Origin of the sequence: Halorubrum xinjiangense (genome assembly GCF_900102375.1) — an archaeon.
Taxonomy (GTDB): Archaea; Halobacteriota; Halobacteria; order Halobacteriales; family Haloferacaceae; genus Halorubrum; species Halorubrum xinjiangense.
Genome location: NZ_FNBO01000001.1, coordinates 309623 through 323621, shown reverse-complemented (window position 1 = coordinate 323621; position 13999 = coordinate 309623). Strand labels below are relative to the sequence as shown.

Here is a 13999-nt window from a genome sequence, read left to right as displayed (position 1 = left end):
CCCGCGTTACCGGTCGTCCGACTCGGCCCACGGGAGCGGCTCGGTACACCAGTGGCAGAAGTCGATGTCGGCGTCGACCTCCTTGCCGCAGTTGGGACAGGTCACCTCCAACGTCTCGCCGTCTTCGTCGCTCACGGCGGCGGCCGGCGGGGGTCCGGCGCTCCCCGCTCCGTCCTCGCCGTCAGCGTTCGCGGCCCGCCGACGCATCGCCTCGGTGGCGGCGTCGACGCGGCCGCGCTCCGCGGCGTCCGCCCGCCCGACGAGGTACGCGTCGAGCGCCGACAGCGCTGATAAGAGCACGATGGGCAGCGCCACGTCGCTCGGGACCGCGGCCGACACCGCCGCGGGGTCGGCGAGGGGGTCGACGGGCTCGACGTCGTACAGCGTGAACAGTGCGACCCCGCCGCCGACGATCGTCAGGTGCCACAGCAGCGCCCGCCCCCACCGGCGCAACGATAGGTGGCCGAGCCCCGGGAACACCAGCGCGAGGACGGCGGCGAGCACGGGACGCAACTGGCTTCGCATACGGCCGGGATTCGGCCGGCCGGTACTTAGGCCTGCGGTGTCGTCGCCGTCGCGCGGTGGTCGCCTCTCCGACCGACTCGGCCCGGATAACAACCGTTAATCGCGGCCCGCTCGTCGGGCGCCACATGAGCAGTCAGCGGGCGACCGCGTTCGTCCCGGGCCACGTCACCGCCTTCTTCAGCGCGCACCCCGCCGACGATCCGGCGGTCGCCGGGTCGCGCGGCGCGGGCGTGACGCTCACCGACGGGGTGACCGTTCGCGTGTCGGCGCCGGAGGGCGCGGTCGACGCCCCGGAGGGTGCGGTCGACGCCCCGGAGGGTACGGTCGACGCGCCGGGAAGCGCCGGCGACGCGGGGGAGACGACCATCGACGGCGAGGCGGGTTCGATCGGCGCGGTCGACGACGTCCTCGCCGAACTGGACGCTCTCGGCGCCGACGTCGCGGTCGAGACCGACCTCCCGATCGGCGCCGGCTTCGGCGTCTCCGGCGCCGCGGCGCTGGGGGCCGCGCTCGCCGCGAACGAGGCGTTCGACCGGGGATGCTCCGAGAACGACCTCGTCCGGATCGCCCACGCCGCGGAGGTCGGTCGCGGGACGGGGCTCGGGGACGTGGTCGCGCAGGCGCGCGGCGGGGTCCCGGTCCGGCTCGAACCGGGCGCCCCGGGCGTCGGCGAACTTGACGGCGTCCCGGCGACCGCGCGCGTCGAGTACGTGGCGTTCGGCGAGCTGTCGACGGAGGAGGTGTTGGGAGGAGACACGACGGCCCTCTCCGCGGCCGGGGCGGAGGCCCTCGACCGCCTCCGCGCGGACCCGCGGCTCCCGACGCTGATGAACGCGGCCCGGGCGTTCGCCCGCGATGCGGACCTCCTCGTTTCGGAGGTCGAGACGGCGATCGAGGCGGTCGAGTCGGCCGACGATGAGGGGACGGAGGGCGGGGACGACCCCGGGGCCGCGATGGCGATGCTCGGGCGCACCGTCTTCGCGCTCGGCACCGGGCTCTCCGACGCGGGTTACGACCCGGAGGTCTGTCGGATCGACGCCGCGGGCGCGCGGCTCGTCGACCGCTGACTCCCTCGGGGACCGCGCACAACCGCCGACAGCCAGTCACCGACACCCAGGTCCGGTCGCCCCTACCAAGTCGGGATGCTGTTCCGGACCCGTCGGCCAGTTGACCGTCGGCGTCCGCGACGCTCCGCGCTTGATTTCGTCCCGAGTCTGCTGCCACTCCTCGTGGCGACACAGGACGTTCACCGGAATTCCGTCGAGCCCCGCCACCGACGCGATCGCCGCCCGGTGGAACCCCTCGCACAGTTGGATCTTCCCGCCCCGTCCGATTGCGACGACCGGTTCGAGCCGATGGACGTACGCTCCCTCGACGTCGTTCTTGGCCGACGCCGGCCCGTGTTCTGTCTCGGCGTTTGGCCGGTATCCTTCCTCCTCGATCGACCGGATCAGGTCGTCGAGATACGCGAGGCGCACCCGCCGATACTCGTCACCGCTCTCGTACCCTCGGACGCGCTCGCCGGCCTCGAACCGCTCCTTCGCGCGGCGGTACAGGGGCGTCTCCTCCCACGCGTCACCCTCCTCGTACCGCCGTCGAATTGATCGGTACACCGTCGTCTCGCGGAATGGTTCCTGTCCGTCGACGTCCCAGTCGCCGCCCTCGACGCGACCGACCCCTCGGTCGAGGCGAAGACGCTGGTTGTGGCGTCTCAGGTTCGTCGGGTCGATTCGTATCGTTGTCCACGGGTCCGCCGGCACCCGGTACCGCCGGTCGTTCGCGAACGCGTGCCAACGCGTGTAGTACCGGAGTCGGTCGAGGTCCATCGGTGCCAGTAACCTCGGATCGGGCGGTGCGCCACTAAACAGATCCCCTCGCAAGTCACGAGGCGTGGCCTCCCCGAGGCAACCGCCGACGAACAAAGCTTTACCGCGTCGCCCGCCTAGCTCCGGCAAATGGTACTCGACGACCTCGGCACGTCCCTGCGGAGCAGCCTCAATAAGCTCCAAGGGAAGTCCCGACTCTCAGAGAGCGACGTCGAGGAGATCGTCAAGGAGATCCAGCGCTCGCTCCTCTCCGCCGACGTCGACGTCTCCCTCGTGATGGAGCTGTCGGACTCGATCAAGTCCCGCGCGCTCGAAGAGGAGCCGCCCGGCGGCACCACCGCGAAGGACCACGTCCTCAAGATCGTCTACGAGGAGATGGTCGAGCTCGTCGGCGACTCCACTGAGCTCCCCTTAGAGAACCAGACGATCCTGCTGGCCGGCCTCCAGGGGTCGGGGAAGACCACCTCCGCGGCGAAGATGGCCTGGTGGTTCTCAAAGAAGGGGCTCCGTCCCGCGGTGATCCAGACGGACACCTTCCGCCCCGGCGCGTACGACCAAGCGAAGCAGATGTGCGAGCGCGCGGAGGTCGACTTCTACGGGAACCCCGACAACGACGACCCGGTCGACATCGCCCGCACCGGCCTCGAAGAGACGGCCGACGCCGACGTCCACATCGTCGACACGGCGGGCCGGCACGCGCTCGAAGACGACCTGATCGCCGAGATCGAAGAGATCGAGGGCGTCGTCGACCCCGACCGCTCGCTGCTCGTCCTGGACGCCGCGATCGGGCAGGGCGCGAAGGATCAGGCCCGCCAGTTCGAGAAGTCGATCGGCATCGAGGGCGTCGTGATCACCAAGCTCGACGGGACCGCGAAGGGCGGCGGGGCGCTGACCGCGGTCAACGAGACCGACTCCTCGATCGCCTTCCTCGGGACCGGCGAGACGGTGCAGGACATCGAGCGCTTCGAGCCGTCTGGGTTCATCTCCCGCCTGCTCGGGATGGGCGACTTAAAACAGCTCTCCGAGCGCGTCGAGCGCGCGATGCAGGAGACCCAGGAGGAGGACGAAGACTGGGACCCGGAAGACATGCTAAAGGGGGAGTTCACCCTGAAGGACATGAAACGGCAGATGGACGCGATGAACAAGATGGGGCCGCTCGACCAGGTGATGGACATGATCCCCGGGCTCGGCGGCGGGATGATGGACGAGCTCCCGGACGACGCGATGGACGTCACCCAAGACCGGATGCGCCGCTTCGAGCGCATCATGGACTCGATGACCGAGGAGGAGTTAGAGAACCCCCGCGTCGTCGGCCAGTCGCGCGTCGAGCGCATCGCCCGCGGCTCCGGCACCGACGAGGAGACGGTCCGGCAGCTCTTAGAGCAGCACTCGATGATGGAGGAGACGATCGGTCAGTTCCAGGGGATGGGCGAGGGCGACATGCAGCGCATGATGAAGAAGATGGGCGGCGAGGGCGGCGGTCTCGGCGACATGATGGGCGGCGGTAAGGGACCGTTTTAGATAATCTACTATCCGGCTCTGTTGAAATCCTTCGAACTGACACAAGCTGCGTGCGAGATACAGAGGTTGTAGTCAGCACGAGGATTGCGTTATTTTCACCGTTTGATGCTTGTACTAACCGTTAGAATATGCCTGCGTATTGACTACCAACAGCTCAGCCAGTTCAAGGAGCTGATCTGGTGGCTACTGGGAAAACGATTTTCCGATGTGACCTCTAAATTCTAAAGATGGTTTCCAAGGAACTCGACAACGTGGATAAAGGCATCCTGTACCTTCTTCAGAAAGATGCCCGACGCAATACGACCGAGGACATGGCTGAGAAAGTCGGTGTTTCGTCCAGTACGGTTGCTAATCGAATTAACCGTCTTGAGGAGCGTGGTGTCATTCTCAGTTATCAACCCATCATAATGTACAGTGAAACGGGGTTAGGTCACCACCTCCTCGTGACCGCGACAGTCCCCCTCCAAGAACGAGAAGAGATGGTTGACGACCTCATGGAGGTATCTGGTATCGTCAGTATCCGAGAGCTATTGACGAACAACGAGAACCTGTCGCTGGAAGTAGTGGGCCGCACGTCAGAAGACATTGAGGATACCCTTGAAGCTCTGGACTCACTTGGCGTTGATATTGAGCGGATGGAGATGATGAAACAGGAACACACCAACCCGTACAACCACTTCGGCGAAGAGTTTACGGAAGAAGAGGATTCTGGCTAATTTCCAGACCCTCTTAAGTCGCTCTGGAAGTTATCAAATATCCAATAGTTTCATAAGGATCGAGAGCCTACAGTGGTTTATGGCCCAATTAAATGCCGCAACAGCGCACGTCGATAATGTAACTTATGAAGTAGTTACGCGAGTAGCCGAAGTAGAAGACGTTGACCCTGTCGAAGTTACTCCCCCGCTCAATGAAGTAATCGACCCCGAGGCCTTGAATCAGATCTTCGCCAGTACGCCGACCGGTGATAGAATGGAAGGTCAAGTGACATTCCCCTACAACGGGTACGAAATTACAGTTAGCGGCGACGGCTCCGTATCTGTCCAATGAGTGAGTGGTCTCCAAGTACGAAAGCCGAATTAGAGGGATCCCTTGACAAACTTGTCCGGCGGGCATACCAGAATGGAGTGAGCGTAAGCGATTGTGGGTATGAACTTCTTGATAATGATGAATCAATGCCAGACTGGGATCTCACAATCATCCGTCTGAAACGACGGTAATTGAGAGAGAACCGAGTCACCGAAGAGGGTTCGGCGGCACATTAAACGGTTTTATTTGTCTGCTAACACGTGTTTTCTGGCAATTTAAACAGAAAAGGCGCTGTTGAAATCCTATTTTTAGGCATATCATCTCTTGAAACAGCTGGTCGATGAGAACTGCGTGTTTTTAATTCAAATTTCGTGTATTGATTCAGATATCAGTTCTCAGCCCACACGAGATCGACTCCGTCTGAACGGAGAGAGACTCGATATTCGGGCACACCACCCGGAACACTGTCCTCATATATAGCTTCCTGTGAACTCCTGACGTCGACAAAAACGTCAACCTGCGTAGCACCTCGGGACAGGTCATCCTCTACCCGATGCTGTTCGCCAGTAGCAAGTCTGAACGTCTCCTCGAACAACACAATATCTCCGTCCTCAAACCGAATGACGACTTCCTGTTCGCTGTCGCGTTGGTTTTCGACTATAAGTATGGATTCGCTTCGAGAATTTCCTTCCGAAGGAGACAGATATCCCGCTATACCTCCGATTCCTACACTGACGACTGTCAGGAACTCCCGCCGATTCACATTCACAATAATCGGTGATCTGACTATTAGTATTACCGGTCACTGCGTCCTCTGTACTGACCGTTGCGTGAGTCCCCTGTACTGAGCGATCACTCCTTTTCACAAATCGACCCCAATTCGTACCACATCCGCGCCCTCTATTCAACACGCCTCTAAGAATATGTCCTCTGTTGAAGATTTCAACAGAGTCCACTGGCCGCAAATTGGTCATCAGTCGTCGCCCTCGTGGGCGACGGCGAATCCTTCCAAAGCCCCAGTCATTCGTTTATAATGGGTCGACTGCGGATCGGCGGAGGACACCTCCAAAGCCCCAGCCGGGAGGCGGCCGCACGCTCGCTGTGCCCCTCAGTCGCTCACTCCGTTCGCTCCCTGCGGTGCTTACTTCGCCTGCGGCCGCCTCCCGGCTGCCCCTTTGTGTCCCGCCCCGCACAGCACCGCAACCGCACCTCAAACCTCCCCAGCCTCGCCGCTCACGCCCTTCGGGCGTTCGCGGCGTCCCTCGCGCGTGCTGACTCACGGCCGCCGGGGGCGGCCGCTCGCAGGCACGCGCCACTGCGGAAACATCACCTCCCGGCAACCACCGAGCGCTTCAGGCCCTTTATACGGGTGACCGAGCTACGGCTTGGCGATGGACCGCGACCGGATCGGCGAGTACGACGCCTTGGTCCTCGTCTCGCTCGTCTGGTTCCTCGGGAAGTTCGTCCGCTACCTCTTCCCGCCACTTTTCGAGTCGATCCAGGGCGCCTACGGCGTGAGCAACGCCACCGTCGGGACCGCGTTCACCGGCTTCATGGTCGTGTACGCCCTCCTCCAGTTCCCGAGCGGCGCGGTCGCCGACCGGCTCGGTCCGGTGCGGGTGATCGTCGCGGGCGCGCTCGTCGCCGGCGTGGGGTCCCTCGCCATCGTCGTCGACGCGCCCTTCGCGGTCCTCGTCGCGGCGATGCTCGTCGTCGGCGCGGGGACGGGCGTCCACAAGACCGTCTCGGTGCGACTGATCGCCCGCGTCTACCCCGCCCGCACCGGGCGGATGCTCGGCGCGCACGACACGCTCGGCGCGATGGGCGGGGTGGCCGCGCCCGCGGTCGTCGTCGCTGTCCTCTCCGCGCCGCCCGCGCTCGCGGCTGTCCTCGCGCGCCTGCCCGGCGCCGACTGGCGCGCGCCGTTCCTCCTCACCGGCCTCCTTGCGGTCGGGCTCGCGGTCGCGACCGCGGTCCGGCTCTCCGGCTCGCCTGCGGCGACCGGCGGAGGCGACGGCGACGACGGCGACGACTCGCCAGCGACGCGCGAGTACTTCCGACTGTTCCGGAACCCCCGGTTCTCGGCGTTCGTGCTGGTGACCGTCGGGTTCTCGTTCGCGCACAACGGCCTCGTCGCGTTCCTCCCGCTGTACCTCTCGGAGGCGGCCGACCTCGCGACGTCAACCGCGAACCTCCTCTACTCGCTCGTCTTCGCGGTGACGTTCGTCCAGCTGGTCACCGGCGACCTCTCCGACCGCGTCGGGCGCTTCCCCGTGATGGTCGGCACGCTCGGCTTGGCGGCGGCGGCGCTCGTCGCGCTCGTCTCGCTCCCGAGCCTCGGACTCGGCGCCGTCGCAGCCGCGGTCGTCGTCGCCGCCTTCGGCCTCGGCTCGCACGGCTTCCAGCCCGTGCGCAGCGCCTACCTGATGGAGCTGCTCCCCGAGCGGCTGGCGGGCGGCGGGCTCGGTGTCGTCCGGACGCTCCTCATGGGCGCCGGCGCGCTCGCGCCGAGCGCGGTCGGGATCATCGCCGACGCGGTCGGGTTCCGCCCCGCGTTCGCGCTGCTCGCCGGTTCGATGGGGCTCGCGGCCGCGGTCGCCACCGGGCTGTGGGTGACCGAGTGAACGCCCCCATGGCGCTCGTGGCGCTCAGTCGAGACTCCCGGGCTCGAACGCCTCCGGGTCGAACTCGTGCTCGCGGAGGCGGTCGGCCTCGACCGCCCGCAGCACGGACTCGTCCGTCGCTTCGAGGACGACCGGCGGGGCGACCCCCGCCTCGACCGCCTCTACCCACCGCCCGACACAGAGACACCAGCGGTCGCCCGGCTCCAGCCCCGGAAAGTCGAACTCGGGGCGCGGGGTGATCAGATCGTTGCCGCGGTCGCGGCTGTATCGGAGGAACTCGGCGGTGACGACCGCACAGAGCGTGTGTTCGCCGACGTCGCCGTCGACGTCGCGGCAGTAGCCGTCCCGGAGGTAGCCGGTCGTGGGCTCGTGGCCGCAGGGGGCCAGTTCGCCGCCGAACACGTTGCGGTCGCCGGGGGCGTCGTCACCGCCGTGGTCGCTCGACATGTCGCTCGATTCGGCCTCGGGCGGAATAAGCGACCGGTCGGCGTGGCCCCGGCGACGGCTCCCCGGCGAGCGTTCGCCCCGCGGTATAAGTACCGTCCCGCCGAACAGCCATCGATGAGCCGGAACGACGAGGTCGCGACGCGGTTAGAGGAGTTCGCCGACCTCCTCGAGGCGACGGGCGTCGAGTACAAGCCGACCGCCTACCGACGGGCGGCCGAGAACGTCCGCGAGCACCCGGCGCCGATCGAGGGGCTCGCGGCCGAGGGCGAGGACGCGGTCGCCGAGATCGACCGGGTGGGCGACGCCATCGCGGCGAAGATCGTCGAGTACGTCGAGACCGGCGAGATAGCGGAGCTGACCGAGCTCCGCGAGGAGCTCCCGGTCGACATGGCCGGGCTGACCGCGGTCGAGGGCGTCGGCCCGAAGACGGTCGGCTCGCTGTACGACGCGCTCGGGATCTCCGACCTCGACGAGCTGGAGGCTGCCGCGGAGGCTGGCGAGGTTCAGGAGGTGTCCGGCTTCGGCGCGAAGACGGAGGAGAACATCCTCGACAACATCCCCTTCGCCCGCGAGTCCCGCGAGCGCACCCGCCTCGGCGACGCCCGACCGCTCGCGGACGACGCGCTCACGCATCTCTCCGCCCTCGACGCCGTCGAGTCCGTCGAGGTGTGCGGGTCGATCCGGCGGTGGAAGCCCACCATCGGCGACGTCGACCTGCTCGTCGCGAGCGAGGCGCGCGACCCGATCGTCGAGGCGTTCACCGACTGGGAGGCCGCGGACGCGACCATCGAGGCGGGCACCGGGAAGGCGAGCGTGCGCGCGGACGGCACCCGCGTCGACCTCCGAATCGTCGACCCGGACGAGTTCGGCGCCGCGCTCCAGTACTTCACCGGCTCGCGGGCGCACAACGTCGCCGTCCGCAACCGGGCGATTGACCGCGGGCTCAAGCTGAACGAGTACGGCCTCTTCGACGTGAGCGACGTGGAGGGCGAGGAGGTCGACGCCGGGGACGCCGCGGACGGCGACGCCGAGGAGCCGGACGCGACCCGCGCTGGCGAGCGCATCGCAGGCGAGCGCGAAGCGGAGGTCTACCGGGCGCTCGACATGGAGCCGGTCCCCCCCGAGCTGCGCGAGAACCGCGGCGAGGTAGAGGCGGCCGCCGAGGAGCGCCTCCCGGTCCTCGTCGAGCCGGGCGACCTCCGCGGGGATCTCCACACTCACACCGACTGGTCCGACGGCGGCTTCTCGATCGCCGAGATGGCGCGGGCCGCCGAAGAGCGCGGCTACGACTACCACTTCGTCACCGACCACGCGACCGGGCCGGGGATGGTCGGCGGCGTCGGCCTCGACGAGTCGGAGATCGAAGCGCAGGCCGCGGCGATAGCCGAGGCGGCAGACGAGGTCGAGATCCCGGTCTTCCACGGGATCGAGGCGAACATCGACGCCGACGGCGGCCTCTCGACCGACGACGAGACGCTGGCCGCCCTCGACATCGTCGTCGCGTCGCCCCACGCCGCGCTCGGGCAGGACCCCGAGGCCGCCACCGAGCGGCTGGTCCGCGCGGTCGAACATCCCCACGTCGACGTCCTCGGCCACCCGACCGGCCGCCTCATCAACGAGCGGCCGGGGCTCGACCCGGACGTCGAGGCGATCGCCGAGGCGGCGTCGGCGGCCGGCACCGCCATCGAGGTGAACGCGAACCCCGCCCGGCTCGACGCCGACGGCGAGTTCGTCCGGGCCGCGATCGAGGCGGGCGCGACGATCGCCGTCAACACCGACGCGCACGCGCCCCGCGAACTCGATAACGCGCGCTACGGTGTCCACACTGCTCGGCGGGGCTGGGCGCGGGCCGGGGACGTGCTCAACGCGCGGTCGCTCAACGGGCTCCGGTCGTTCCTGCTGTGACCGGGGACCGGGAGCGCGACGCCGCGGCCCCGCCGACGGGCGACCGCCCGCCGGTCCTCGTCGACGTCATGTGCGGCAAGCTCGCCACCTACCTCCGGATCTGCGGCTACGACGCCGCCTACGCACTCGACCGCGGGGTCGAGGCCGACGACCGGCTCCGCTCGCTCGCGGCCGCCGAGGGCCGCGTTCTCCTCACCCGCGACCGCGACCTCGCGGAATGCGCCCCGAGCGGCGACCCCGCGGCCGACGCCGTCCTTCTCACCGAGCGCGACGTGGTCGACCAGCTCGGCGAGCTCGCCGCCGCGGGCTTCCCCGTCGAGCTCGCCGACGAGCCGACGCGGTGCGGCGCCTGTAACGGGCCCGTCGAGCGCGTCGCGTCCCCCGAAACGGACGGCTCCCCGGTCGACCGACCCGACTACGTCCCGGATGACGTGGGTTCGCGCCGTCCCGGGTGGCGCTGCGCGGACTGCGGCCAGTGGTTCTGGAAGGGCGGGCACTGGGACGACGTCGCGGAGCGGTTGGACGACCTGTGAGCGTAACCGGTTTGCCCGCCCGCCGCCTACGCCTCGATAATGGAACGCGAACCGGCCGTCGACCGCCTGGAGTCGCTCGTCGACAGCGTCGCGAGCGAGCCGATGCCGGTGCCCGTCCGCGAGGTGTGGGCGTTTGGCGACGTCGCGCTCGGGCTCGACCCGGTCGACCGCCTCGACGTTTACCTCACGAAGGACGTGATCATGGGCGGCGACAGCGAGGCGGCCGCCGCGTTCGAGGCCGAGTACGGCGTGAAGGGCGTCGGCACCACGGTCGACGCCGCGTGGGCCGACGCCCACCCGGACCGCGTCCGGACGAGCGACAACGGGTACGCGGCGCCCGAGAAATGTCTCGCGTCTGAATTGGTAGACGACGAGGAGCCGATCCACCTCGAAGTGTGTAACGCGGGCTTTGAGGACAACGTCCGCCAGCGCCTGAAGGGGGCGCTCGCCCGCGACGCCTACGAGGAGGTGCTCGACCCCCGCGGCGTCTGTCTGTGGGTCGACGGCGAGCGCGATGGGGAGGCGTTCGACCGCCTGCGAGAGGCCTCGCTCGCGATGCCGACGCTGCCCGCCGCGCTCGGGATGCTCGGCGCCGACGAGGAGGCCGCGAACGAGGCCGCGGACGTGCTCAAACAACAGCGCGCCGAGCAGGAGGGCGCCTCGGTGCGCGGCGACATGGTCTGATACGGACCCGCCGCGACGCTATCTATAAATAACCGCGGTGGCGCGCCGGTGAGCGGCCGCCACCGGCGGCCGCGAACCGCCCGCGAGGGAGTCGGTCGCCGAGCGAAGCGACGGCGACCGACGAGGCTGGGGAGGCGTGAGGTGCGGTGCTGCGCGGTGCGAGGTGGGACTCAAAGGGGCAGTCGCGAGAACGAAGCACGACGACGTAAGCACCGGAACGAGGGAGCGGAGCGACCGAGTGAGGAGCGTGGTTCGAGAGAGCGAAGCTCTCTCGTCATCACGAAAGGCGCGAAGCGCCTTTCGAACGACAGCGAGTCGCGCGAGTTCTCGCGACTGGGGCTTTGGAGGTGTCCGCTGCCGATCCACGGTCAAACGTTTATAATCGAGCGGCAGGGGCTTTGGAGATGTTCGCCGCAGCGCCGTCATCCATTTATAAACTGCCTTGGACGCTGCCGACGCTACCGCTCGCTGTTTATAAACGACTACGCGGACACTCCGATTCGCCTCCCCTATCTCACTCCACTCGCCCGACGGTCACGTCGAACGGGACGTACTCGACGCGCTCGTACTCGCCCGCCTCCATCTGGTCGACCGCTTCACGGCCCATCTCGCGCCAGCGCCCGCGGAGGTCGTCGTACGTCGCCTCCGAGGTCGCCGCCACCAGCTCCTCCCGGTGGTCGGCCAGCCCCGCGCCGGAGGCCTTCCGCGCCGCCGAGCGCAGCGCGGCCTCGGCGTACGGCGGCTCGGTCCGCTTCTCGTGGACGTAGCGCCGCGTGCGCACGTCGACCAGCCCCGCCTCGTCGAACGCCTCGCGCACGCGGTCGCCGAGCGCGACGTCGGTCTCCACCCCGTCGACGTACGCCTCGCGCGCCTCGCGCTCCAGTCGCTCCTCGGCGTCGACCGTCGAAGCCACCCGGACGTCGGCGTTGTCCGGCTCGACCGCCGCGACGAGGTCCGAGGACACGCGAGCGAGCTCCCGGACCGCCGCGGTCGGGTCGGGGAGGTTGATCAGGAGGGCCTGACAGACCGCCAGGTCGACCGCGCTCTCGCCGACCGGGAGCCGCGTCGCGTCGCCCGCGAGGTAGTCGATCCGCGCGCCGGCGTCCGCTCTCCGTTCCTCCCCGCGCGCGACAGCCAGGAGGTCTGGATCGGCGTCGACCCCGAGAACGGTCGTCGGGCGTTCGCGGGCCGCCGTCTCCGCTTCGGCGGCTAGCACGCGCGTCAGCTCGCCGGTGCCGCAGCCGACGTCGAGGACGCGCTCGCGGCTCGCCAACTCCAGGTCCGCGAGCGCGTCGCGGTCGTCCTCCCACATCCCGCGGCGGGTGTGTTCGAGGTACTCGGCGGAGAAGCGTCGCACGGGCCCGCTTCGCCGCGGGCGAAAATAAACGTCCGGAGATCGGTCGCGTTCCTCACTCGTCGCCGCCGCCTCACTCCCCGTCGCCGTCCGCTCCGTCGCTGCCCCCGATTCCTAACAGGTCGGCGGCGAGGACGGCGGTCACGCCGGCGCAGTAGCCGACGAACGCGCTGGTCATCCCGATCGCGGCGAAGCTCACCGTCACGTCGCCGATCGCCGGGTTCCCGCCGTTGACGCCGGGAACGCCGACGAGCGTCCCGAGGAGGACGAACCCCCCGAGAACGAGCGCCGGCACCACGCCGACGGCCAGACACGCCGGCCCGCCGCAGCGCGCGTACGCCCCGGCGGCGGCCAGCGGGCCGGGCGCGTAGAACACCAGAACCGGGAGGAGCCGGTCGGTCAGCGCCGTCGCCGTCGCGGCGCCCGCCGACTCGGCGGCGAACGCGACGACGAGCGCGAGCGTCACGGCGCCGGCGAACCCGATCACCAGCCCGACCGCGCGGTCGCGGCGCTGTCCGAAGAGCAACGCCTTCGTGGTGGGCATGTCCGTGGATCACACACGGGGTTACTTAAATCCGCGTCGGACGGACGGCGTCCTCGGCGAGAACAGCGACCCAGAGCCGCGGAGAACGAGGGGCCTCAGTCGTGACGAAGCTCGCGCACCCGGTCGATGTTCCACGCGAAGCTCTTCCCGTCCTCGGTCGGCGTCTCCAGGGCGAGCGGCACGTCCGTCAGGTCGGGATGGTTGAGGAACCGCTCCATCCCCGCCTCGCCGATGTGGCCCTCGCCGATGTGGGCGTGCTCGTCCTTGTGGGTGCCGCACTCGTGTTTCGAGTCGTTGAGGTGAATGTACTCCAGGTGCTCTAACCCGACCACGTCGTCGAACTCCCCGATCGTCTGATCGACCGCCTCGGGGGTCGAGAGGTCGTAGCCCGCCGCGAACGCGTGAGCGGTGTCGACGCAGACGTCGATGTCCGTCTCCGTGCGGTCGATGACTCCCGCGAGGTGTTCGAACTCGCCGCCGAGCTTCGTCCCCGCGCCCGCGTCGCTCTCGATCAGGATCGTGACGCCGTCCGGCACGTCGAGGTCGTCGATCACCGACGCGGCGTTGTCGAGGCCCCCTTCGACGCCCGCGCCCGTGTGCGCGCCGAGGTGGACGTTGACGTACGGGATTCCCAGCTTGTCGGCCGCGTCGACCTCCTTTTGCATCGAGTCGAGCGACTTCTCGCGGAGCCCCTCCTTCGGCGTACAGAGGTTCACGAGGTAGGAGGTGTGGATCACCCACGGCCCCTCCAGGTCGCGTTCGGTCTCCGCCCGGAACTGCTCGGCCGCCTCGTCGTCGATGTCCGGGTCCTGCCACACCTGCGGCGAGTGGGTGAAGATCTGTCCGCAGTTGCCGCCGAACTGCTTCTGTCTGAACACCGCGTTCGCGATGTTCCCGTGCGGCGGCGTTTCCGGATCGTTTGATGCTCTCGAAGCGGAAATAGATACGTGCGCGCCGACCTTGAGACTCATACCGGTCACACGAGGGCGGTCGAAAAAGCCCCTTCGGAA

15 protein-coding genes are annotated in these 13999 nt (G+C 68.0%); 8 read left to right on the top strand and 7 right to left on the bottom strand.

Going from position 1 to position 13999, the window contains the following annotated elements:
* Window positions 1-6: 6 nt before the first annotated feature.
* Window positions 7-525: a zinc ribbon domain-containing protein gene (locus F3H13_RS01545; RefSeq protein WP_149797310.1), complete on the bottom strand. Its 519-nt coding sequence runs from the start codon at window positions 523-525 to the stop codon at window positions 7-9.
* Between the two features lie 125 nt (window positions 526-650).
* Here F3H13_RS01545 and F3H13_RS01540 point away from each other — a divergent pair, with 125 nt between their 5' ends.
* Entirely contained in the window at window positions 651-1592 is a 942-nt protein-coding gene (locus F3H13_RS01540) for a pantoate kinase (protein WP_149797309.1), read from the top strand.
* Window positions 1593-1628: 36 nt separating this feature from the next.
* Here F3H13_RS01540 and F3H13_RS01535 read toward each other — a convergent pair whose 3' ends face one another.
* A complete protein-coding gene (locus F3H13_RS01535; protein ID WP_149797308.1) occupies window positions 1629-2351 on the bottom strand; it encodes a hypothetical protein in 723 nt (240 codons plus the stop codon).
* A gap of 129 nt (window positions 2352-2480) precedes the next feature.
* Here F3H13_RS01535 and F3H13_RS01530 point away from each other — a divergent pair, with 129 nt between their 5' ends.
* From F3H13_RS01530 to F3H13_RS01520, 3 genes are all read left to right on the top strand, one after another.
* The gene (locus tag F3H13_RS01530) at window positions 2481-3872 is read left to right on the top strand and encodes a signal recognition particle protein Srp54 (RefSeq protein WP_149797307.1); all 1392 of its coding nucleotides are present in this window, start codon (window positions 2481-2483) and stop codon (window positions 3870-3872) included.
* A gap of 227 nt (window positions 3873-4099) precedes the next feature.
* On the top strand, window positions 4100-4588 hold the full coding sequence (locus F3H13_RS01525) for an Lrp/AsnC family transcriptional regulator (protein ID WP_149797306.1): 489 nt from the start codon (window positions 4100-4102) through the stop codon (window positions 4586-4588).
* Window positions 4589-4667: 79 nt separating this feature from the next.
* The gene (locus tag F3H13_RS01520) at window positions 4668-4919 is read left to right on the top strand and encodes a HalOD1 output domain-containing protein (RefSeq protein ID WP_149797305.1); all 252 of its coding nucleotides are present in this window, start codon (window positions 4668-4670) and stop codon (window positions 4917-4919) included.
* Window positions 4920-5286: 367 nt separating this feature from the next.
* Here F3H13_RS01520 and F3H13_RS01515 read toward each other — a convergent pair whose 3' ends face one another.
* On the bottom strand, window positions 5287-5661 hold the full coding sequence (locus tag F3H13_RS01515; protein WP_149797304.1) for a hypothetical protein: 375 nt from the start codon (window positions 5659-5661) through the stop codon (window positions 5287-5289).
* Between the two features lie 628 nt (window positions 5662-6289).
* Between F3H13_RS01515 and F3H13_RS01510 the strand changes: the two genes are divergently transcribed.
* Window positions 6290-7522, top strand: coding sequence for an MFS transporter (locus F3H13_RS01510; RefSeq protein WP_149797303.1), 1233 nt, complete (start codon window positions 6290-6292; stop codon window positions 7520-7522).
* 24 nt (window positions 7523-7546) lie between these two features.
* On the opposite strand, the gene F3H13_RS01505 is transcribed toward F3H13_RS01510, so the two are convergent.
* On the bottom strand, window positions 7547-7969 hold the full coding sequence (locus F3H13_RS01505) for a DUF2237 family protein (RefSeq protein WP_149797302.1): 423 nt from the start codon (window positions 7967-7969) through the stop codon (window positions 7547-7549).
* Between the two features lie 114 nt (window positions 7970-8083).
* Here F3H13_RS01505 and F3H13_RS01500 point away from each other — a divergent pair, with 114 nt between their 5' ends.
* The 3 genes from F3H13_RS01500 to F3H13_RS01490 all read left to right on the top strand — a co-directional run bounded on the left by F3H13_RS01500 (window position 8084) and on the right by F3H13_RS01490 (window position 11091).
* Complete coding sequence (locus F3H13_RS01500; RefSeq protein ID WP_149797301.1) at window positions 8084-9874, top strand: helix-hairpin-helix domain-containing protein; 1791 nt, start codon at window positions 8084-8086, stop codon at window positions 9872-9874.
* A 68-nt stretch (window positions 9875-9942) separates the two neighbouring features.
* Window positions 9943-10407 carry a Mut7-C RNAse domain-containing protein gene (locus tag F3H13_RS01495; RefSeq protein ID WP_149797529.1) on the top strand — a complete coding sequence of 155 codons (465 nt, stop codon included), beginning with the start codon at window positions 9943-9945 and terminating at the stop codon, window positions 10405-10407.
* A gap of 39 nt (window positions 10408-10446) precedes the next feature.
* Window positions 10447-11091 carry a DUF7095 family protein gene (locus F3H13_RS01490; RefSeq protein WP_149797300.1) on the top strand — a complete coding sequence of 215 codons (645 nt, stop codon included), beginning with the start codon at window positions 10447-10449 and terminating at the stop codon, window positions 11089-11091.
* A 514-nt stretch (window positions 11092-11605) separates the two neighbouring features.
* Here F3H13_RS01490 and F3H13_RS01485 read toward each other — a convergent pair.
* The 3 genes from F3H13_RS01485 to F3H13_RS01475 form a co-directional block, all read right to left on the bottom strand.
* Entirely contained in the window at window positions 11606-12448 is an 843-nt protein-coding gene (locus tag F3H13_RS01485; RefSeq protein WP_149797299.1) for a class I SAM-dependent methyltransferase, read from the bottom strand.
* A gap of 70 nt (window positions 12449-12518) precedes the next feature.
* A complete protein-coding gene (locus tag F3H13_RS01480; RefSeq protein ID WP_149797298.1) occupies window positions 12519-12989 on the bottom strand; it encodes a hypothetical protein in 471 nt (156 codons plus the stop codon).
* Window positions 12990-13084: 95 nt separating this feature from the next.
* Window positions 13085-13960 carry a deoxyribonuclease IV gene (locus F3H13_RS01475; protein WP_149797297.1) on the bottom strand — a complete coding sequence of 292 codons (876 nt, stop codon included), beginning with the start codon at window positions 13958-13960 and terminating at the stop codon, window positions 13085-13087.
* Window positions 13961-13999 lie beyond the last annotated feature (39 nt).

Bases quoted from the DNA above. Each gene is read 5' to 3' on its own strand.
- F3H13_RS01480 (WP_149797298.1), bottom strand. From the start codon at position 12,989: ATGCCCACCACGAAGGCGTTGCTCTTCGGACAGCGCCGCGACCGCGCG.
- F3H13_RS01500 (WP_149797301.1), top strand. From the start codon at position 8,084: ATGAGCCGGAACGACGAGGTCGCGACGCGGTTAGAGGAGTTCGCCGAC.
- F3H13_RS01520 (WP_149797305.1), top strand. From the start codon at position 4,668: ATGGCCCAATTAAATGCCGCAACAGCGCACGTCGATAATGTAACTTAT.
- F3H13_RS01495 (WP_149797529.1), top strand. From the start codon at position 9,943: ATGTGCGGCAAGCTCGCCACCTACCTCCGGATCTGCGGCTACGACGCC.
- F3H13_RS01505 (WP_149797302.1), bottom strand. From the start codon at position 7,969: ATGTCGAGCGACCACGGCGGTGACGACGCCCCCGGCGACCGCAACGTG.
- F3H13_RS01490 (WP_149797300.1), top strand. From the start codon at position 10,447: ATGGAACGCGAACCGGCCGTCGACCGCCTGGAGTCGCTCGTCGACAGC.
- F3H13_RS01545 (WP_149797310.1), bottom strand. From the start codon at position 525: ATGCGAAGCCAGTTGCGTCCCGTGCTCGCCGCCGTCCTCGCGCTGGTG.
- F3H13_RS01540 (WP_149797309.1), top strand. From the start codon at position 651: ATGAGCAGTCAGCGGGCGACCGCGTTCGTCCCGGGCCACGTCACCGCC.
- F3H13_RS01525 (WP_149797306.1), top strand. From the start codon at position 4,100: ATGGTTTCCAAGGAACTCGACAACGTGGATAAAGGCATCCTGTACCTT.
- F3H13_RS01535 (WP_149797308.1), bottom strand. From the start codon at position 2,351: ATGGACCTCGACCGACTCCGGTACTACACGCGTTGGCACGCGTTCGCG.
- F3H13_RS01475 (WP_149797297.1), bottom strand. From the start codon at position 13,960: ATGAGTCTCAAGGTCGGCGCGCACGTATCTATTTCCGCTTCGAGAGCA.
- F3H13_RS01510 (WP_149797303.1), top strand. From the start codon at position 6,290: ATGGACCGCGACCGGATCGGCGAGTACGACGCCTTGGTCCTCGTCTCG.
- F3H13_RS01530 (WP_149797307.1), top strand. From the start codon at position 2,481: ATGGTACTCGACGACCTCGGCACGTCCCTGCGGAGCAGCCTCAATAAG.